Origin of the sequence: Pseudomonas sp. P1.31, assembly GCF_001269815.1 — a bacterium.
Classification (GTDB): Bacteria; Pseudomonadota; Gammaproteobacteria; order Pseudomonadales; family Pseudomonadaceae; genus Aquipseudomonas; species Aquipseudomonas rustica.
This window is the reverse complement of the sequence record NZ_LHVN01000013.1, coordinates 143,988-162,444: the sequence shown is the minus strand read 5'-3', so window position 1 is coordinate 162,444 and position 18,457 is coordinate 143,988. Positions and strand designations below refer to the sequence as shown.

General features: G+C 56.3%; 20 protein-coding genes and 1 tRNA gene. 12 read left to right on the top strand and 9 right to left on the bottom strand.

Translation table 11 applies throughout. The features are described 5' to 3' along the window. Nucleotides 1-11 precede the first annotated feature (11 nt). Nucleotides 12-962 (bottom strand): GlxA family transcriptional regulator, encoded by a 951-nt coding sequence (locus tag AD669_RS09515; RefSeq protein WP_053119031.1) that lies wholly within the window; start codon nt 960-962, stop codon nt 12-14. A 220-nt stretch (nt 963-1,182) separates the two neighbouring features. Between AD669_RS09515 and AD669_RS09510 the strand changes: the two genes are divergently transcribed. Beyond that, nucleotides 1,183-1,905, top strand: a complete 723-nt coding sequence (locus AD669_RS09510) for a pirin family protein (RefSeq protein ID WP_053119028.1) — start codon at nt 1,183-1,185, stop codon at nt 1,903-1,905. A gap of 48 nt (nt 1,906-1,953) precedes the next feature. On the opposite strand, the gene AD669_RS09505 is transcribed toward AD669_RS09510, so the two are convergent. Beyond that, nucleotides 1,954-2,460, bottom strand: a complete 507-nt coding sequence (locus AD669_RS09505) for a hypothetical protein (RefSeq protein ID WP_256218830.1) — start codon at nt 2,458-2,460, stop codon at nt 1,954-1,956. 169 nt (nt 2,461-2,629) lie between these two features. Continuing rightward, nucleotides 2,630-3,505 carry a LysR family transcriptional regulator gene (locus AD669_RS09500; RefSeq protein WP_053119026.1) on the bottom strand — a complete coding sequence of 292 codons (876 nt, stop codon included), beginning with the start codon at nt 3,503-3,505 and terminating at the stop codon, nt 2,630-2,632. A gap of 111 nt (nt 3,506-3,616) precedes the next feature. Between AD669_RS09500 and AD669_RS09495 the strand changes: the two genes are divergently transcribed. From AD669_RS09495 to AD669_RS09480, 4 genes are all read left to right on the top strand, one after another. Beyond that, entirely contained in the window at nt 3,617-4,900 is a 1,284-nt protein-coding gene (locus tag AD669_RS09495; RefSeq protein ID WP_053119024.1) for a YbfB/YjiJ family MFS transporter, read from the top strand. A gap of 60 nt (nt 4,901-4,960) precedes the next feature. Further along, complete coding sequence (locus AD669_RS09490) at nt 4,961-5,959, top strand: NAD(P)H-quinone oxidoreductase (protein WP_053119022.1); 999 nt, start codon at nt 4,961-4,963, stop codon at nt 5,957-5,959. A gap of 109 nt (nt 5,960-6,068) precedes the next feature. After that, complete coding sequence (locus AD669_RS09485; protein WP_053119020.1) at nt 6,069-7,013, top strand: alpha/beta hydrolase; 945 nt, start codon at nt 6,069-6,071, stop codon at nt 7,011-7,013. A gap of 158 nt (nt 7,014-7,171) precedes the next feature. Beyond that, nucleotides 7,172-7,585: a VOC family protein gene (locus AD669_RS09480; protein ID WP_053119018.1), complete on the top strand. Its 414-nt coding sequence runs from the start codon at nt 7,172-7,174 to the stop codon at nt 7,583-7,585. Nucleotides 7,586-7,642: 57 nt separating this feature from the next. On the opposite strand, the gene AD669_RS09475 is transcribed toward AD669_RS09480, so the two are convergent. After that, nucleotides 7,643-7,972, bottom strand: a complete 330-nt coding sequence (locus AD669_RS09475) for a hypothetical protein (protein WP_053119016.1) — start codon at nt 7,970-7,972, stop codon at nt 7,643-7,645. Between the two features lie 197 nt (nt 7,973-8,169). Between AD669_RS09475 and AD669_RS09470 the strand changes: the two genes are divergently transcribed. The 3 genes from AD669_RS09470 to AD669_RS09460 all read left to right on the top strand — a co-directional run bounded on the left by AD669_RS09470 (nt 8,170) and on the right by AD669_RS09460 (nt 12,046). After that, nucleotides 8,170-8,448: a hypothetical protein gene (locus AD669_RS09470; protein WP_053119014.1), complete on the top strand. Its 279-nt coding sequence runs from the start codon at nt 8,170-8,172 to the stop codon at nt 8,446-8,448. Nucleotides 8,449-9,005: 557 nt separating this feature from the next. Next, nucleotides 9,006-10,502, top strand: a complete 1,497-nt coding sequence (locus AD669_RS09465) for an MBOAT family protein (protein WP_053119012.1) — start codon at nt 9,006-9,008, stop codon at nt 10,500-10,502. Between the two features lie 11 nt (nt 10,503-10,513). Continuing rightward, entirely contained in the window at nt 10,514-12,046 is a 1,533-nt protein-coding gene (locus AD669_RS09460; protein WP_053119010.1) for a hypothetical protein, read from the top strand. A 345-nt stretch (nt 12,047-12,391) separates the two neighbouring features. Here AD669_RS09460 and AD669_RS09455 read toward each other — a convergent pair whose 3' ends face one another. Next, nucleotides 12,392-12,721 (bottom strand): hypothetical protein, encoded by a 330-nt coding sequence (locus tag AD669_RS09455; RefSeq protein WP_256218829.1) that lies wholly within the window; start codon nt 12,719-12,721, stop codon nt 12,392-12,394. A 244-nt stretch (nt 12,722-12,965) separates the two neighbouring features. On the opposite strand from AD669_RS09455, the gene AD669_RS09450 reads away from it, so the two are divergent. The 4 genes from AD669_RS09450 to AD669_RS09445 all read left to right on the top strand — a co-directional run bounded on the left by AD669_RS09450 (nt 12,966) and on the right by AD669_RS09445 (nt 15,187). Then, on the top strand, nt 12,966-13,241 hold the full coding sequence (locus AD669_RS09450; RefSeq protein WP_053119187.1) for a hypothetical protein: 276 nt from the start codon (nt 12,966-12,968) through the stop codon (nt 13,239-13,241). Next, nucleotides 13,232-13,492: a DNA methyltransferase gene (locus AD669_RS28985; protein ID WP_082341414.1), complete on the top strand. Its 261-nt coding sequence runs from the start codon at nt 13,232-13,234 to the stop codon at nt 13,490-13,492. The genes AD669_RS09450 and AD669_RS28985 overlap by 10 nt, the downstream gene beginning before the upstream one ends. Before the next feature lie 260 nt (nt 13,493-13,752). Then, nucleotides 13,753-14,112, top strand: coding sequence for a hypothetical protein (locus tag AD669_RS28580; protein ID WP_172680096.1), 360 nt, complete (start codon nt 13,753-13,755; stop codon nt 14,110-14,112). Continuing rightward, nucleotides 14,009-15,187 carry a tyrosine-type recombinase/integrase gene (locus AD669_RS09445; RefSeq protein WP_053119006.1) on the top strand — a complete coding sequence of 393 codons (1,179 nt, stop codon included), beginning with the start codon at nt 14,009-14,011 and terminating at the stop codon, nt 15,185-15,187. The genes AD669_RS28580 and AD669_RS09445 overlap by 104 nt, the downstream gene beginning before the upstream one ends. Before the next feature lie 79 nt (nt 15,188-15,266). Here the strand turns inward: AD669_RS09445 and AD669_RS09440 are convergent. The 4 genes from AD669_RS09440 to pheT form a co-directional block, all read right to left on the bottom strand. Further along, nucleotides 15,267-15,343: transfer RNA gene (locus AD669_RS09440), tRNA-Pro, on the bottom strand. 89 nt (nt 15,344-15,432) lie between these two features. Next, nucleotides 15,433-15,789 carry a MerR family transcriptional regulator gene (locus tag AD669_RS09435; RefSeq protein WP_003179985.1) on the bottom strand — a complete coding sequence of 119 codons (357 nt, stop codon included), beginning with the start codon at nt 15,787-15,789 and terminating at the stop codon, nt 15,433-15,435. Continuing rightward, nucleotides 15,770-16,072, bottom strand: coding sequence for an integration host factor subunit alpha (ihfA, locus tag AD669_RS09430; RefSeq protein WP_002553164.1), 303 nt, complete (start codon nt 16,070-16,072; stop codon nt 15,770-15,772). The genes AD669_RS09435 and ihfA overlap by 20 nt, the downstream gene beginning before the upstream one ends. A 3-nt stretch (nt 16,073-16,075) precedes the next feature. Next, the gene (gene pheT / locus AD669_RS09425; protein WP_053119004.1) at nt 16,076-18,454 is read right to left on the bottom strand and encodes a phenylalanine--tRNA ligase subunit beta; all 2,379 of its coding nucleotides are present in this window, start codon (nt 18,452-18,454) and stop codon (nt 16,076-16,078) included. Nucleotides 18,455-18,457: the final 3 nt, after the last annotated feature.

The window sequence follows — 18,457 nt, the reverse complement described above, 5'->3', positions numbered from 1 at the left end:
ACAGAACCGCTCTAGCTGAACTGTTCGCGGTACTGCGCGGGGGTCAGACCGAGCTTTTCTGCAAACAGAAAACGCATATGGCGGACGCTGCCGAAACCACTTTTGTAAGCCACGGTTTTCAGCGGCAAATCGCTGGTCTCCAGCAAATTACGCGCGCAATCGATGCGCGCACTTTGCAGAAACTCCATCGGCGTCATGTCGACGTCACGGCTGAACAGGCGCGCGAAATGCCGCGCACTCATGTTCGCCAACCCTGCCATGCGCTCGATGGTGAAAGCCTCGTCGAGGTGTTCAAGGACGTAATTCTGCACGCGGGTAATCGGCGTTTCCTGCGGCGCAACCGCTGCCATCAATGGGCTGAACTGCGCCTGACCACCTTGGCGTTTCATGACGACCAGCAACACTTTGGCGACATTCTGCGCGAGCGTCTTGCCGTGGTCTTGAGCGACTACGGCCAACGCCAGATCGATGCCCGCCGTGACCCCGCCAGAAGTGATCAAGTTGCGATCCTCGACGAAAATCTGATCGGTCGCGACGTCTGCCTTGGGAAATCCCCTGATTAGACGTTCGGTGTAATTCCAGTGGGTGGTCACGCGATAGCCGTCGAGCAACCCGGCGTGTCCCAGCACAAATGCACCGGTACAGATTGACCCGTAACGCTCGGCCCGACTGACCGCGCCCTTCAACCAATTGAGCAACGGCGGAGACTTGTCGTTGTAGGCACCGGGGCCGCCCGGCACCAACAGCAAGTCGTAGTACTCGTCTGTCTGCTCAATATGGCGGTCGGCGTGTACCAACACGCCATTTGAAGCGCGCAGGGGGCCGGGCTCGGTACCCAGAGTGGTCAATTGGTAATGTGCTTCAGCCTTCAAAAAGCGGTTGGCGACCGAAAACACTTCCATTGGCCCGGCCATGTCCAGCAGAAGAAAGTCGGGGAACAGCACCATTGCCACGGTTTTCATGGAAGATTTCACTGAGTTCAAAGAAAGAAAGACGCACCGGATACGCGAGGCATTATGGCCAACTGCAGCGCAGACGTCGGAAAAAATGCGTGAACCACCGCGCAAAACTGTCAACCTGATCAGGACAGTCTTTCAATTTTCATCTACTTATTGCACATGGCAATTACCAGTAACCTTCTCCTCACTCGGACGAATTAACGTCCCGTAAGGAGATTTCATCATGCTGACTCTTCGCAAAGCCTCCGATCGTGGCCTCGCCAATCATGGCTGGTTGAAGTCGTTCCACACCTTTTCCTTCGCCAGCTACCGCGACCCGCGTGAACAGGGTTTCTCTGACCTGCTGGTGATCAACGATGACCGCGTTGCTGCCGGTAAGGGTTTCGGCCAACACCCGCACCGCGACATGGAGATCTTTTCCTACGTGCTGGAAGGCGCGCTGGAACACAAAGACACCTTGGGCACCGGTTCGGTCATCCGCCCCGGCGATGTGCAACTGATGAGCGCCGGCAGCGGCGTGGCGCACAGCGAGTTCAACCACTCGGCGACCAAGCCTGTGCACTTCCTGCAAATCTGGATTGTGCCGGAAGTCAGTGGCGCCAAACCGCGTTATCAGCAGGAGCATTTCAGCGCCGAGAAAAAACGCGGTCGCCTGCAATTGATCATCTCGCCGGACGGCAAAGATGGATCGCTGAAAGTGCGCCAGGATGCGCGAGTGTATGCCGGCCTGTTCGATGGCAAGGAAAGCGCCACACTGAAACTGGCCGCTGACCGTTATGCTTACGTGCATGTGGCACGGGGCAGCGTTGAACTCAATGGCGTGCAATTGCAGGAAGGCGATGGTGTGCGGGTTCGTGAGGAACAGGCACTGACCTTGAGCAATGGCGTAGACGCCGAGGTGCTGGTGTTTGACTTGCGGCCGCAGGAATTGCCGCAGATGCCATAAGCAGTATTTCAACGCCAACAGAAACGGCCTTCTTTTGAAGGCCGTTTTTCATTGGGGTGGTACCGGCATTTGCAACGAGGCCGGCTTTTGCACGCTGATGTCTTTGCCCAGTTGAATTGCTGCGAGCGTAGTCTGCAGGGTAGTCAGCACGGCGGCTTGATTGGCGAAGTGCGCGGCCACAACGATGGTGATCACTCCGAAAAAATGTACGGCAGTCGCTGCCCAGTAATTAGCCTTCACAGTCGAGGCCTGTTTGATGGCTTCTTTCGACTCTTCGGCGATTTTTTGCACTCCGGCCCACATCAAATCATAGCGTTTATCGCGCTCTGCTTGAGTCTGATCCCGCTCCAATCGAGTATTGTCCCGCTCGGCCTGGGCCGAAAGAAAGGCATCGAATCTCGCCGACACGCCCTCAAGCCGAGCATCCATTCTGGCTTCGATGGTTTCTATCTTTGCATTGAATTCTTCGCGACTGATTGCACTCATGGTTTGGGTATTCCGACCTTGTCTCGACAGGTCACTGATTAAGTTTTGGCTGAATTCCGTAGTTTTCAATTCGACACCTTCCTGGGTCTACCGATACCGTCCCTGGTACTCCACATCAGTGCGAGCCTTTGGCCTCTCACCGAGCTGTCGTAACGATAGAACCCGCCCAGTCGGCTGACAAGCCAGCCGATTCTGCCTGTTTTGTAGGCCGTTTCGTCAGAAGACGTAGCCCTTGCATCTAGTCATTCTCAGCTGCAAACACACTGACAATCTGCTCGATCACCGCCCTCACCCGCGCGGTATGGCGCAGATCCGCGTGGGTCACCAGCCACACGTCATACGGTAACGGCCGAGTACGTTCGGGCCAGAGCCTGACCAATCCATCGCGCTCGCCCATGTACACGGGAATTTCTCCTACACCGAGACCGGCCGCCATCGCACGGCGCACCAATAAGCTGGAACCCAGCCCGGCAACAATCCGCCCGCGAGTCATCGGTTCAGAGACCAGCGTCAGGTCTTTATTGCCCTGCAGATACGGCTGATAGACCACCAGATCATGCCCCTCGAACGCCGAGCCCGGTTGCGGAATGCCCTTGGCATCGACGTACGCTTGCGAAGCGAACAAACCCACCGGCCAGCGGGCAATCCGCCGGGCGATCAGATCAGGATTGTCCGGCCGCGTATTGCGCACGGCGATGTCCGCCTCGCGCTTGGCCAGGCTGAGAATCTGCGTGGACGCGTCCAGTTGCACGCGTACGTCCGGGTGCAGTTCGTGCAGGCGGGCAATGGCCGGAATCAGAAAGTCGATGGCCAGCGAATCGGTAGTGCTGACGCGCACATTGCCGGTCAGGCGGTCGTCGAGCCCCTGAATCTGTCGCTCAAGCTCCAGCGCCGAGTGCTCCATTTTCTCCACGTTCTTCAGCGCGGCCTCACCCACCGCCGTCAACGCGTAACCGTCGGAGGTGCGCAGGAACAACGTCGCACTCAAGGACTTTTCCAGCGCAGTGATGCGTCGCCCTACTGTCGCTTGATCAACTCCCAGCACCCGCGCTGCGCCGCGTAACGTCGACTCGCGACAAACCGCGAGAAACACCCGCGCATCATCCCAATTCATGCTGTCTCCTGATGATGCAATTCCGCATCAGTGCGCCGCTTAATCGCTGCGCGAATGCAGCAACGATAGCCGATATCCTCAGCGCCATATACCTTCCTCGAGATCGCTCTCATGCGTACTTCATCATCCACCGGCCTCTGGCTGCCGATCTTCGCCGGACTCTGCGCCAGCCTGGTCAGCATCGGGCTGGCGCGGTTTGCTTACACACCGCTGATTCCTGCGCTGATTCAAGCGCAGTGGTTTTCTGCCAACGACGTCGTGTACCTCGGCGCCGCCAACCTTGTCGGCTATTTGATCGGTGCCCTGCTCGGCCGTCCTGTGGCGCGGCAACTTGGCAACAAAAATGCGCTGCGCCTGATGATGTTCGCGGTGACTGCGGCATTTTTCGCCTGTGCCTATCCGCTGTCAGTGAGCTGGTTTTTCGGCTGGCGACTGCTGTCGGGGATTGCCGGTGGCGCGATCATGGTGCTGGTGGCTGCGACCGTGCTGCCGCATGTGCCGGCCGCGCGCAAAGGGCTGGCCAGTGGCGCGATTTTTCTGGGGATCGGTTTGGGCATCGCCGGCTCGGGGACGATTGTGCCGCCGCTGTTGAGTTTGGGTCTGCAGGCGACTTGGCTGGGACTGGGCGCTTTGTCGCTGGTACTGACGGCGTTGAGCTGGTTCGGCTGGCCTGCGGATCTGCCGCAGCCGACCGCCTCACATGAGGTGGCGGCGACTCAAGCGACTCCGCCCGGCGTTTATCTGCTGTTCGCTCAATACGCCTTCATGGCGGCGGGTCTGGTGCCGGCGATGGTTTTTCTGGTGGATTACGTGGCGCGTGGACTCGGTGCCGGGGCGCATGTCGGCGCGTTGGTGTGGGTGATGTATGGCGTGGGCGCGATTGTCGGGCCGGTGAGTTATGGCTTTCTGGCGGATCGATTCGGCGCACGTAAAAGTATTCGGCTGGTGCTCGTCGTGCAGGCGATCACGCTGGGGCTGCTGGCGGTTTCGCATTCCTTTCTGGCACTGGCGCTGCTCGCGGTGATTCTCGGCTCATTCCCGCCGGGCATCGTGCCGCTGGCCCTGGCTCGGGTGCATGAACTGGTGCCGAATCATCATCGCCAGCAAATCGCCTGGAGCCGCGCCACGGTATCGTTTGCCACGTTTCAGGCGTTGGCCGGGTTTGCCTATTCGGCGCTGTTCAATGCCACGGGCGGCCATCACGCGTTGCTGTTTGTGATTGCTGCTGGTGCGATTGCGCTGGCGCTCATCCTGGAGCTAGCCATGAACCTTTGGACACGCACAAAACAATGTAGGAGTGAGCCTGCTCGCGAACGCGGTGTGTCTGGCAACCCTGCATCGACTGCCCCGACGCCATCGCGAGCAGGCTCACTCCTACAGGGGTGCGGGGATTGACCTGAATTTATTGATCGACGCAGCACTCCCATTTACACAAACCTTCTGAGAGGACTCTGCATGTCTTTGCCTAACGAAATGACCCAAATTCAAATCACCGAACCCGGTGGCCCGGAAGTCCTGCAACCCAAACGCGTACCGTTGCCAGTCGCCGCTGAAGGCCAAGTACTGATCCGCGTACATGCCGCCGGCGTCAACCGTCCCGACGCCCTGCAACGTGCCGGCAAATACCCGATGAAGCCTGGCATGGATCCGATTCCCGGGCTCGAAGTGGCCGGTGAGGTCGTGGCGCTGGGCGCCGGCGTCAGCCAGTTTGCCGTGGGCGACCGGGTTTGCGCGTTGACCAACGGCAGCGGCTACGGCGAGTACTGCGCGGTTGCAGCAGGCCAGACCTTGCCGATTCCCGACGGCATCGACTGGATTCAAGCGGCAGCGATCCCGGAAACCTTCTTCACCGTATGGGCCAATCTGTTCGTGCTCGGGGCTGCCAGCCGTGGTCAACGTGTGCTGATTCACGGCGGCACCAGCGGCATCGGTACGACCGCGCTGATGCTCTGCCGCGAATTCGGCATCGAAACCTTTGCCACCGCCGGTAGCGCTGACAAATGCGCGGCAATCAGCAAACTCGGCGGCCAGCCGATCAACTATCGCGAAGAGGATTTCGCCGCGGTGATCGCCGAGAAGACCGACGGCAAAGGCGTGAATGCGATTCTCGACATCATGGGTGGCTCGTACCTCAACGGTAATGTCAGCGCGCTGGCGATGGACGGCCGTCTGGTGATGCTCGGTTTCCTCGGCGGCGCCCGTGCCAATGACTTCGATCTGCTGGCAATGATGGCCAAACGTGCGGTGATCACCGGTTCGCTGCTGCGCGCCCGCACTGCGGCGGAAAAAGCCGAGATCGCCAGCCAACTGCGCGAGCACGTCTGGCCGGCACTGGCTGCCGGGCGCTGCCTGCCGATCATCGACAAGGTCTACCCGCTCGCCGACGCGGCCCAGGCCCACGCGCACATGGAGGCCGGCGACCATATCGGCAAGATCGTGTTGCGGGTGATTTAAGCCGTTGCAGCATTTTGTAATCGTTGCCCACGGGCGCTGGTCGAAATTGTCACGCGCAGACCGAGGGTTCTGGTAAAAAGCGTTCTTTGTCTGCGTGGTGAAACGTTTAATGTTCCAGTCCTTCATGACTCGTCTGCGCCGCCGCCGTCTGGCGTTCGCCTGCATGGCCGCGCTGATTATCGGCGTGCCAACGAGTTGTGCCGTGCTCGAACACACCGAACGCAAACTGCTGTTTCGCATCGAACCGGGCACGGCCGGCTGGTATCACGGCTTGCCCGGCAGCGTGCAGGAACTCGACCTGCAACCAAAGAGCTTCAAGGCCGGGCAAAACATTCACGCGTGGTGGTGGCCGGCGGAAAAAGCCAATGCCCCGGCCATTCTCTATTTGCACGGCGTGCGCTGGAACCTGACTGGGCAGTTGTTCCGCATTGAGCAATTGCGCGCAGCGGGTTACTCGGTGCTGGCCATCGACTATCGCGGTTTCGGCCAGAGCCACGGTGATCTGCCGTCGGAAAGCAGCGTTTACGAAGATGCCCGCGTCGCCTGGGAGCGCTTCAAACTGCTGCAACCGGATCCGAACAAACGCCTGATCTACGGCCACTCTCTTGGCGGCGCAGTGGCGATCGATCTGGCTGCAGAACTTGGCCAGGACGCCGAGCTTAATCACACACCGCTGCCGGTTCGTGGATTGGTGATTGAATCGACCTTCACCACACTGGCGGACGTCGCCGCGTCTGTGGCCAACACCTCGCTACCAGTGCGCTGGTTGCTCTCGCAGAAATTCGATTCGATCGACAAGATTGCCGACATTCATATGCCTTTGTTGGTGGTACACGGTTTGGCCGACGCTTTCGTGCCACCGCGTTTCAGTGAGCAACTGTTCAATGCCGCGCAACAACCCAAGCGTCTGCTGTTGGTGCCGGGAGCAACGCACAACAACAGCATGGCGCTCGGCGGTCAAAGTTATCGCAAAGCGCTGGACAGCCTGATGCAATCCAAACCCGCTCCCCGCATGGCCGGGCCTGCTTTGTTAAAAAGCTCAGGCGATTCCTGACCTGGATTCAGACAGCGCTAAACCAGACGTTTTTGAGAACGAATACATCTGGAAAACTCCGCCCTTCCCGACGTCCAACGCTCTGCTATGTTTTAACCGCCCAACGCGGAACCTGGCGAATAACCGCCGCTCTCCGCGCTACTGCCGGGAGCAGAGACATGAGAATCAACCCGTACCTGATCTTCAACGGCGACTGCCGCGAAGCGTTCACGTTTTACGAACAAGCCTTGCAGGGAAAGCTCGAGGCGATGATGACCTTCGGCGAAACACCCGCCGCCGAGCACGTGCCCAAAGAACATCACCATCTGGTGATTCACACCTGCCTGAAGGTCGGTGATCAGATGATCATGGCCTCGGACACCACGCCCGACCGCCCGACCCAAGGCATGAGCGGCTGCTCGATTTCATTGAACGTCGACAGCATCGCCGAAGCCGAGCGCGTGTTTAACGCATTGGCCAAGGATGGTCGCGTCGATATGCCACTGGAAGCGACCTTCTGGGCCGCGCGTTTTGGCATGCTGGTCGATCGTTTTGGCGTGTCGTGGATGGTCAATTGCGAAAGCGAAAAGTGACACTGACGTTGTGTGAGGCATGAAAAAGCCCAACCGGTTCAGGTTGGGCTTTTTGCGTTAACGCTGGGCCAATTCGTGGCGTATGCACTGTTCGTAATAAATTTGCTTGATCGCCGCCGGTTTGAGCTTTGAGCTGCTGTTGTAGGTCTGCTCGGTGATCCCCATCGCGGTCATGCGCATCCACGGTTGCTTAAACTTGCGCACCTGCAATTGCTTGCGCGCGCCATATAAAGAAACGCCAGACAGCTTGGACTGCTGCGCTCCGGCAGCCATGTCCGAGCCCCAGGTGCAGGCAAACTGATGACTCTTGCTAATCTCTTTCGCCTCGACAGTCGAAGCAAAAGCAGCCAGGGAAAGCGTTGCAACGGTGATGGCAATCGTCCGCATATAGCCAACCTAACCTTTTGAAAAAAAGGCGATTTTGACTGGATGTTTCCGATCAGGGGGCCAGCAATTTGCCGCCTATTGAGGATTTTTTCAGACAGATAAAAGGACGGTGATGTCTACCGCTCGTCCTACGCGACGCACCTTTGCCTGCGAGACACTTCCAATGCAGTACATCCCCAGCGTGGAAGGCTCAGACCATGAACAAGAAAATTGCCGCCCTGTCGCTCGCCAGCCTGCTTGTGGCCGGCCCTGTTTACGTCTTGGCAAGTGAACAAAACACGGCGGGATTCGCTGCGCCGCCAACCGCCATGCCGGGGGTCAATCAGTCGAAAAGCTCGAAAGCCAACGACGAAAAGGCCAGCAAAAAAGGTGAAGAATCTTCCGGTGGGAATGCTGGCGCGCAATCCCATGAGACGGCGAAGGATGCTGCGACGTCGAGTGATTCGGAGGACATTAAGAAAGCGCCGAAACCGTAGTTTTTTTTCGCAAAAAAGCCCAACCTGTTCAGGTGGGCTTTTTCATGTCAGCCGTAGAACTTATCTGCCATAGATCTTCGCCGCCGGCATCGTTTGGCTAAGCGATTGCTATTTTCAGCTCCGGCCCTAGGCACGAGTCGCGCCGATTCACGGATCATTTCCTGTTCGTCGCTGAATGCAAACTCCATCGCGGCACCTTCTACTCGTCTGGGGAACGCGCACGAAACGGCGCTCCTTTAGGTTTGGAGCGTGCGACGGTCTAAGGGAATCGTCGGGGTGCATGGTCTGAATGGGGGATGCTGTAGAGCAGTTGAGCGTCTCACTCCATTGCCTCTTATCGGCTAAGGCTTTGAGATATGTCGTAGGCAGTCTCTTGGCAGAACGCCGCAATCGTTAAACAACACGATGATTTTCAACGTTCTGTGTGCTGGAAAAATACGCTCGCTTTGACCTTTCCCAGCGCTATACCATAGCGCCCGAATTTGCCTGGCGTTTTCAATATACTGCCCTGGCTCGATTCGGCTAAATCCAATTAACTATAATCGGCCTCAAAACCCATGATTTTCAGCTCGTGGCAGTTCATATTTCTATTTTTACCCATCACGTTTTTCATTTATTTTTGGTTAAACGAAAGGCGCCTGATCATTGCCGGAAAAGTGTGGTTAGTCGCAGCAAGCCTATTCTTCTATGCCTATTGGGACGCGCAATATCTGCCGCTGATTCTGGGATCAATTTTTCTCAATTTCGCGATAGGTACTGGCCTGGCTCAGGCACACCACCGTTCGCTGACGGACACGAAACCGCACCACGGAGTGAACAGAAGGGTCGTACTTGCCACGGGTATCGCCGCAAACTTAATACTCTTGGGTTACTTCAAATACACTGACTTTTTACTGACCAACATAAATACTGCCTTCGAAGCAAGCTTCCAACTTCCTCATATACTGCTCCCCCTGGCAATCAGTTTCTTCACCTTCACTCAAATTGTTTATCTGGTGGACAGCTATCGAGGTGAAACTGCAGAGTATGACCTGCTGAACTACGCTCTTTTTGTGACCTTCTTTCCCCATCTCATTGCGGGACCCATTGTCCACCACCGGCAGATCATGCCTCAGTTTTCATCTCGATGGACGATAGCCCCTCGATACCCGAACATTCTGAAAGGGCTATTTATTTTCTCTATTGGTCTTTTCAAAAAAGTCGTTATCGCCGATAACTTCGCTGTGTGGGCCTCAGCAGGCTTTGACGGTGGACAGCCGCTAGACTTCTATGCGGCCTGGGCAGCAAGCCTCTCTTACACCTTTCAGCTCTACTTTGACTTCAGTGGCTATTGCGACATGGCCATCGGCGCATCGCTGCTTTTCAACATCTGGTTACCGATAAACTTTAACTCTCCTTATAAGGCGCTGGACATCCAGGACTTCTGGCGACGCTGGCATATCACACTGAGTAACTTCCTGCGTGACTACTTATACATTCCGCTGGGTGGCAACCGATCCGGTGAGTTGCGTACTTACGCGAACCTATTCGCCACCTTTTTACTCGGCGGACTCTGGCACGGCGCTACCTGGATGTTTGTCATCTGGGGCGCCCTGCACGGAGCGGCACTGGTCGCTCATCGTTTCTGGAAACGGTTCGGCCGACCGATGCCAGATGCACTTGGCTGGTTAGTGACATTTATGTTCGTGAACATCAGTTGGGTTTTCTTCCGTGCGAAAACTTTGGACGACGCCCTGAGGGTGCTCCAAGGAATGTTCGACTTCAGCTCAGCATTTGGCGATTCACCTGCAGTGACACCAACGTCTGATCTTGCTTGGGGGGGAAAGCTCTCAGATGCCTTGATGACGATTATGCCCACCCCCTCAATTGGGCACCTGCCAGCCTATGCAGCAATCATCGCCGCATTTTTCCTGGTCGCGCAGAAGAATTCGCTGGAGCTTTCGAGCGGGATGATCGGAAGATACAGAATGATCTACAGCGTCATTTTGTTCTCGGTAGCGATGTGTTGCTCTCTCGCGGCAACCAGTACTGTCTTCCTTTACTTTAATTTCTGATACCCATCTCTATGAAACGCAACGTAATGGTCTTTATATTTTTGGTGCTAGCAGTACTCATTGCTATTCCTGCAAAAAACATAATCACAGCACCCCACAATCAAGATTTCAATTGGCGGGACAAGGCGTTTCTTTACAACATGGACTTTGCCTCCCGTTGGGCAGCCACCGTGCTGTATCCATTGGGCATCAGTACAGACCCTCAACAGGTTATTATCGGTAGAAATGGCTGGTTGTTTCTCGGCGATATGTACGTCAACACGCTCTCCGACGATCGAACGCCAGCCACAGATGCTGATCGATTGACGGCCAAAAATATCGAAGCCGCTACGGTTGCCTGGAACGCCTATCTGTCCGACCACGGTGTAAAAATATACCGTGTGATAATTGGTCCCAACAAAGGCACTCTTTACCCTGAAAACATGCCCAAGTGGGCCGCGCCAGTCACGCCCAACCCTACCGACGCATTGCTGGAAGCAGACTCGGGAAGATTTTATGTAGATCTTCGCCCTGCTCTGCGAGAGGCCAAGCAAACCGCGAGAGGAGATTTGTATTTCAAAACGGATACGCACTGGAATGCGATCGGTGGTGGGCTCGCGTTCAAAGAGTTTGCACGCCACGTTGCGCAAGAAGTGCCTGAGCTCCAATGGCCTTCGGATAGCCTTTATGACGTCACAAAGACAACGTCGCGCAAAGGCGGCGACCTTTCAAGCTTTCTACGCATGAGTTCACATCTCGACGACGTTGCGCCAGCGCTCAGACTTTTCGATCTCCCGATCAGTATCACGCAAGTTGATTTCAACACTGGAAGAATACTGAGCACCGGCCCGAACGAACTCATCGACTACTCAATGACCCCCCTCCTGGTGAAGTCCAGCAGCGCCTTGAACAACAAAAAGGTTCTTTGGTTGCGTGATTCGTTTGGCGGAGGCATGTCTCAATTGATGGCTGCGACTTTTAGTGAAGTGATGCAGCTTCATTGGTCCGAAGCGTTGAAACCTGGAGGATCATTCGCGAAGCTGGTTGATGAATGGCAACCAGACTATGTATTTGTCACTGTGGTGGAACGCAGCGCCAGAACAGAGGTATTTACCCTTCCGCCGCCACCAAGCTTTGTGAAAAAAGACAGTGGATTTCAGGCCAACGTAACCGCGACTCCAATAGTCGTCAATCACCTGACTCCCGGAGCCTCTGACACCAATTACACAATTAGCGGGGACGACGCCTTCATCGACTTCGCCCTGTCATCTCCAGCAACCGCCGCATCAGCGCAGTATCTTAACGTCGACTTTTCATGCTCGGATGGAGCTCCATCGGTTCCTGTTCAAATTTTTTGGCTAGCTGAAGGTATGAACTCTTACGACGAACCCCACAGCGCCAGGCTTCAACTGCGCACAGGAGAATACATGTTAAACCTACTCACCGTTCCGAAGTGGGTAGAGGCTACCAGTGTCAGAAGTGTACGAATCGATATTGATCCAGACGCGTCGTGCCATCAATTCCAGATGAGCAACCCGGTTTTAGGCAATCGGACGCAATATTGAACGCCTCCCCCCTGCGATGCACCGCCACGTCGTAGTTGCTTAGGTCGGGCCATGCTGATTGCCGTGAACAGTTCATTGGCCAGGGCAGTAGAGTGGGTACCCTTTCCCCCAGCAGTAACTCCCTCCCCCTTCAAAGCCAACCGCTATAGCGGCAAGGACGAACTCGAACATGGAAATGATAAAACTGATTCAGCCAGCCCCAGTCGTGCGCGACGAAATGGGTTCGTTCCAACATCCGGATATGCCCTTCGAAGAGGGTGACGGCGACAAGTGCAAGGCCTGGGTATCGGAGCAGGGTTTGACCGTTAGACCTGCGAAAGGATCAGCAGCATGCACCACTATCAATTACTGCTGCTCAGCCGACCTGCCAATCTCTTCGCGCGCAGGCATTGCCCAATCCGAGGCTCTTTTCTCATAGATTGATTGTTCTTGCTTTGTAGGCTCGTAACCAAAAGCTAAAAAATAAACTGCGAGTGAAAATGCCGCTAATCCAGCACGGCCAACTGGATCCGCGTCCTTGGAAAGACGTCCGCCAGGCGCAACGTGAATGGCTGATCCCCTTATAAATGCGAACACTGCTTGACCAAAAAACACCTGAATAAGAAGCACAGTCCAAAAACTCTTCCAATCTCCAATGAACCGAATACAGACGTTTAGAAGCGAGGCCGTGGTCATGAGCAAGAGCAACCAGTACTGACAGCGCCTCAAAACCTCCATAACTCGATTGACCGCTCTCAAACCTAATACTCCATTCAGTTAGTTTTCAAATCAGCGTACTCAGATATCGGCCAACGTAAGCCCGATCCTAAACCGCAACCCCATCCCCCTTCAAAGTCAGCCGCTATAGCGGCAAGGACGAGTCGACTATGGAAAAGATAAACTGATTCAGCCGGCACCCGTCGTGCGCGATGAAGACGGCATGTTCCAACACCCCGACGGGCCTGATTTTGATGAGGACGACGGCGAGAAATGCAAAGCCTGGATCGCCGAGCAAGGCCTGCAAGTGAAGATGGTCGAGCTTGAGTACCACAGCGACCAAGCAATATCCGACCGCTACTTCGACGCGGGCGATTCGGATTGCAGCTACTGGAACCCGGATCGTCCAGATGGCGAAGGCTGGTTTTGCCTGTCGATCCACGACACCGACAACGGCCCGGACTGCTGGTGGCCGCGCCGTGAGGTGGCGTGGTACTGAACCCGTTCGGAGGCGCCGGTACCACAGCAGTTGTCGCGATCCAAGAAGGACGCAAGTCGATCCTATGCGAACTCAAACCAAACTATGCAGCATTGGCCGAACGCCGGATCGCGACCACTTGGCTTGATGGCGCTGCGCAGATGGACGTCTTTCGCGACTCAACGCCGGCCGCTTCATCAGCCAAGCTAGCTACTTGCGTTTGCTTTTATCGCCTTCTTTCTGAGCAGGAGTTCGATCATCTCCCTTGTTAGATCGATGATCGTGCCCCCCCGTGTCCTTCTGACGGCCGCTATTAATGACGCCTTTGCTGGTTCCTGTGTCTGAAGGCCCGAAAAGTCCCATGTAGTGCTCCTTGCTCTCAAAAGCTCTGATTAGCCGGCTTGCTGCCGGGACTTAACAAATAGCCGAATTTAATTAGTTTCGCCACCTCCTAACCAACCTTCTGCCGACACGCGCGGCATGGAGCAGAACTATTTAATTAACTGCCCCATCAAGGGGAAAAGGATGCTGTATGGGCGCACAAAAATTGCAGCCGCGCTTTATCCGGGCCGGCGAGGCGCCTGCCCACTTGAGCATGAACTTGCCTTTGTTTAACCAACTCGTCAGGCCGTTTGTGAATGAGTTCCCGATCGGCGCGCGCGGTGCTGGCTTCGATCGCCAAGAGCTTGATGCGTGGGCATCGTCTTACGTGGCAGCCAAGGCAATTGATAAAAAGGGCGCAGGGAGCAACAATTGCCTCGCAGCGAGCGCCAGAAAAGAGAAACACAATGGCGCGAAAAACGATCACAGGCCTCTCCCAAAGGAAAGGTCGCTGGCATATCGACAAGAAAATCAACTGCGAAAGACTTTACGAATCTACTGGAACAAGTGACCGGCAAGAAGCAGAGCGCTACCTGATACATCAACTGGAGCAGATCCGGCAGGAGAAAGTCTACGGCGTTCGGCAGGTCAGAACGTGGCGGGATGCGGCGATGCGTTTTTTGGTCGAATTCAAGGATCAGCCTTCGATCAAGCTTTCGGCTCACCACCTTTCACAGCTGGACGAATTCATCGGCGACATGCCGCTGACCCATATTGATGACCAGGCCCTAGGGCCTTTCATTAAGGACAGGTTGGCGACCAAAACGCTGCCGGATGGCAAGGTGAAGAAAGGCGTGAGCAACAGAACGGTGAATATCTCGATCGAGCGTGTGGTTCGGGTTTTTTCGTTGTGTGCCAGGAAGTGGCGAGACGATGAGCGACGGCCGTGGCTGGATAGCGTGCCAATGCTCACGAAGCTGGAAGAGAAGAAATCGAGTCGTAAGCCCTATCCGATGTCGTGGGAAGAGCAGTCGATTCTTTTCGGGGAGTTGCCGGCCCACCTGCAGACGATGGCGCTGTTCAAAGTGAACACCGGTTGTCGCGAGCAGGAAGTTTGCAAGCTGAGGTGGGACTGGGAGATTTCGGTGCCGGAGCTTGGTACCAGTGTATTCCTGATCCCGGCTGACTTTGGCGGCAGACACGAACGGTCTGGCGTGAAGAATGGCGACGAGCGCCTGGTGGTGCTGAACAGCGTTGCCAAGTCGATCATTGATAAGCAGCGCGGCCTGAGCAAGGAATGGGTTTTTCCTTACAACGGCAACGCAATGCACCGGATGAACGACTCGGCTTGGAAGAAGGCGCGAGTGAGAGCGGCGAAACTCTGGCAGGAGGAAAACCTTCGCCCCGCTCACCTTGGCTATCTGTCGATCAGGATTCACGATTTGAAGCACACGTTTGGCCGTCGCCTTCGAGCAGCGGGCGTAACCGAGGAAGACCGAAAGGCACTTCTGGGCCACAAGAACGGCAGCATCACCAGTCACTACTCGGGCGCTGAGCTCGGGCATCTGATTGAGGCTGCAAACATGGTATCAGCAACCGATTCGCGTGGGCCGGTGCTGACAATATTGAAGAGGAAGCAGGCGTGAGAAATGGAGAAGTCACGCAAATGTCACGCGCATGAAAAAGGCCAATGCTGTAAACATTGGCCTAAGTCATTGAATTATATGGTCGGGACGGAGTGATTCGAACACTCGACCCCTAGCACCCCATGCTAGTGCGCTACCGGACTGCGCTACGCCCCGACTGGTTTTTCATCTCACCCTTCACCTCGAAGAGAGCTCAAGAATATATCGCAAGCTTTTGAAAACTGGAAGTATTCAAAAGCAGCTTTTTATTTCTTGAGAACCACCAGCACGTCTTCCAATTCGGCAATCATCTGGCGAATCATCTGTTTGTATTGGGTGGTGTCGTCTTTGGCTTCATCGCCGGACAGGCGCAAGCGTGCGCCGCCGATGGTGAAACCTTGATCGTAAAGGAGCGCGCGGATTTGCCGGATCATCAGCACGTCCTGGCGCTGATAATACCGGCGGTTTCCGCGGCGTTTGACGGGGTTCAGTTGAGGAAACTCCTGCTCCCAGTAGCGCAGCACGTGTGGCTTTACGGCACACAGCTCGCTGACTTCACCGATGGTGAAGTAGCGTTTGCCCGGGATGACGGGTAGTTCGTCGTTATGACTTGGTTCCAGCATAAGCCTCAACTCGGGCCTTCAACTTCTGCCCTGGACGAAAGGTGACCACACGGCGAGCCGTGATCGGGATTTCTTCCCCCGTTTTCGGGTTGCGGCCAGGCCGCTGGCGTTTGTCCCGAAGGTCGAAATTGCCGAAACCGGACAATTTGACCTGCTCGTTGTCTTCAAGAGCGTGCCTGATTTCCTCGAAAAACAGTTCTACCAATTCCTTGGCTTCCCGCTTGTTCAGGCCCAGCTCTTCATACAGACGTTCCGCCATCTCAGCTTTCGTCAAAGCCCCCATACGTCACTTCCTTAACGTGGCGTTCAACCTTTGTTCGAGCGAGGTGAGGATATTTTGCGTCGTCGAATTCACCTCATCGTCATTAAGAGTGCGCGATGGATGCTGCCAGGTCAAGCCAACTGCAAGGCTTTTTCTATCAGGATCAATGCCTTTACCCTGATATACGTCAAACAGCCTGAGATCTGTGAGCCATTCGCCTGCATTTTCACGGATTACGTCCAGTACTGCCGAGGCTGCGACGTCTTTGTGTGCAATTAATGCAAGGTCACGACGCACTTCAGGAAAGCGCGACAACTCGTGGAATTTCGGCATTTTACCGAGTGCCACTTCAGCCAGAACCAGCTCGAAAACGAAGACTGGACGATCCAGACCCAAGGCTTTCGACAATTCCGGGTGAATGGCGCCGATGAAACCGACTTCACGCCCTTCTCGCTCGATGCGCGCGGTTTGACCCGGGTGCAGCGCCGGGTGTTTGCCCGGTGCGAAAGTGAACGAATCCAGTGCACCGGCAAAACCCAGTACCGCTTCCACGTCAGCTTTGACGTCGAAGAAGTCGATGGTGTCGCGACCTTGTGCCCAGCCTTCCGGCAGACGGCTACCGCAGACAACACCCGACAGCATCGGCTCTTGCTTCAAACCTTCGAGCTGACCAACGAAGCGCAGACCGCTTTCGAACAGACGCACGCGATCTTGCTGACGATTGAGGTTGTGCTGCAGCGCCTTGACCAGACCCGGCCACAGCGACGAGCGCATCGCAGCCATGTCGTTGGAGATCGGATTGGCCAGCAACAGCGGCTCAACGCCTGGATTGAACAGTTCGAACTGGCGTGGATCGATGAAGCTGTAGGTAATCGCTTCCTGATAACCACGAGCCACCAGCAGACGACGCAGTTCCGGCAGATCGCTACGCGCTTCAGCCTTGGCTTGCGGCGCGAGACGCGCTTGCGGGTAACGAACCGGAAGACGGTTGTAACCGTACAGGCGAGCCAGTTCTTCGATCAGATCGACTTCAAGGCTGATGTCGAAGCGATGGCTTGGCACTTCTACGCGCCATTGGTCAGCGCCGTCGGCAGTAATGCCCAGACCCAGGCCGCTGAGCAGACGCTCAACCTGAGCCGAATCCATTTCCATGCCGAGCATCTGGGTGATGCGCTGCGAACGCAGGGTAATCGGCGCGATCGACGGCAGGTGCTGCTCGCTGACGGTCTCGATGATCGGGCCGGCTTCGCCGCCAGTGATTTCCAGCAGCAGGCCAGTGGCGCGCTCCATGGCTTCACGGGCCAGTTGCCAGTCAACGCCACGCTCGTAGCGGTGCGACGCATCGGTGTGCAGACCATAGGAACGAGCCTTGCCCGCCACAGCGATCTGGTCGAAGAAAGCACTTTCCAGAAACACGTCGCGAGTGGTCGCGGACACGCCGCTATGCTCGCCACCCATCACACCGGCAATCGCCAGAGCGCGAGTATGGTCGGCAATCACCAGCGTATCGCTACGCAGGCTGACTTCCTGACCGTCGAGCAGTACCAGCTTCTCACCCTCTTCCGCCATGCGCACACGGATGCCGCCATTGATTTCGGCGAGATCGAAAGCGTGCAGCGGCTGACCCAGCTCGAGCATCACGTAGTTGGTGATGTCGACGGCAGCGTCGATGCTGCGCACGTCGGCACGACGCAGACGCTCAACCATCCACAGCGGCGTAGGCTTGGACAGGTCGACGTTACGGATCACGCGACCGAGGTAACGCGGGCATGCAGCCGGCGCCAGCACTTCGACCGAACGCACTTCGTCGTGCACGGCAGCTACGGCCGGCACTACTGGACGGGTGACCGGAGCGTCATACAGCGCGCCAACTTCACGGGCCAGACCGGCCAGGGACAGGCAGTCGCCACGGTTCGGGGTCAGGTCAACCTCGATGCTGGCGTCTTCCAGATCCAGGTACACGCGGAAATCTTCGCCCACTGGCGCATCGGCCGGCAGTTCCATCAGACCGTCGTTGCCTTCACCAACCTGCAGCTCGGCTTGCGAGCAGAGCATGCCGTTGGACTCAACGCCACGCAGTTTGGCTTTCTTGATTTTGAAGTCGCCCGGCAGTTCGGCACCGATCATGGCGAACGGAATCTTCAGGCCCGGACGCACATTTGGCGCACCGCACACGACCTGAAAGGTTTCCGCGCCATTGCTGACCTGGCAAACGCGCAATTTGTCGGCATCAGGGTGTTGCTCGGTGCTCAGCACCTCGCCCACAACCACGCCGCTGAATACACCGGCGGCCGGCGTAACGCTATCGACCTCAAGACCGGCCATCGACAGACGAGCAACCAGCTCATCGCGATCTACCTGCGGGCTAACCCAGCCACGCAGCCATTGTTCACTGAATTTCATCCT

Bases quoted from the DNA above. Each gene is read 5' to 3' on its own strand.
- AD669_RS09510 (WP_053119028.1), top strand. From the start codon at position 1,183: ATGCTGACTCTTCGCAAAGCCTCCGATCGTGGCCTCGCCAATCATGGC.
- AD669_RS09450 (WP_053119187.1), top strand. From the start codon at position 12,966: ATGTTCCAACACCCCGACGGGCCTGATTTTGATGAGGACGACGGCGAG.
- AD669_RS09470 (WP_053119014.1), top strand. From the start codon at position 8,170: ATGAACAAGAAAATTGCCGCCCTGTCGCTCGCCAGCCTGCTTGTGGCC.
- AD669_RS28580 (WP_172680096.1), top strand. From the start codon at position 13,753: ATGGGCGCACAAAAATTGCAGCCGCGCTTTATCCGGGCCGGCGAGGCG.
- AD669_RS09465 (WP_053119012.1), top strand. From the start codon at position 9,006: ATGATTTTCAGCTCGTGGCAGTTCATATTTCTATTTTTACCCATCACG.
- AD669_RS09485 (WP_053119020.1), top strand. From the start codon at position 6,069: ATGTTCCAGTCCTTCATGACTCGTCTGCGCCGCCGCCGTCTGGCGTTC.
- AD669_RS09480 (WP_053119018.1), top strand. From the start codon at position 7,172: ATGAGAATCAACCCGTACCTGATCTTCAACGGCGACTGCCGCGAAGCG.
- AD669_RS09445 (WP_053119006.1), top strand. From the start codon at position 14,009: ATGGCGCGAAAAACGATCACAGGCCTCTCCCAAAGGAAAGGTCGCTGG.
- pheT (WP_053119004.1), bottom strand. From the start codon at position 18,454: ATGAAATTCAGTGAACAATGGCTGCGTGGCTGGGTTAGCCCGCAGGTA.
- AD669_RS09435 (WP_003179985.1), bottom strand. From the start codon at position 15,789: ATGCTGGAACCAAGTCATAACGACGAACTACCCGTCATCCCGGGCAAA.
- AD669_RS09490 (WP_053119022.1), top strand. From the start codon at position 4,961: ATGTCTTTGCCTAACGAAATGACCCAAATTCAAATCACCGAACCCGGT.
- ihfA (WP_002553164.1), bottom strand. From the start codon at position 16,072: ATGGGGGCTTTGACGAAAGCTGAGATGGCGGAACGTCTGTATGAAGAG.
- AD669_RS09460 (WP_053119010.1), top strand. From the start codon at position 10,514: ATGAAACGCAACGTAATGGTCTTTATATTTTTGGTGCTAGCAGTACTC.
- AD669_RS09495 (WP_053119024.1), top strand. From the start codon at position 3,617: ATGCGTACTTCATCATCCACCGGCCTCTGGCTGCCGATCTTCGCCGGA.
- AD669_RS09500 (WP_053119026.1), bottom strand. From the start codon at position 3,505: ATGAATTGGGATGATGCGCGGGTGTTTCTCGCGGTTTGTCGCGAGTCG.
- AD669_RS09515 (WP_053119031.1), bottom strand. From the start codon at position 962: ATGAAAACCGTGGCAATGGTGCTGTTCCCCGACTTTCTTCTGCTGGAC.
- AD669_RS09475 (WP_053119016.1), bottom strand. From the start codon at position 7,972: ATGCGGACGATTGCCATCACCGTTGCAACGCTTTCCCTGGCTGCTTTT.
- AD669_RS09455 (WP_256218829.1), bottom strand. From the start codon at position 12,721: ATGACCACGGCCTCGCTTCTAAACGTCTGTATTCGGTTCATTGGAGAT.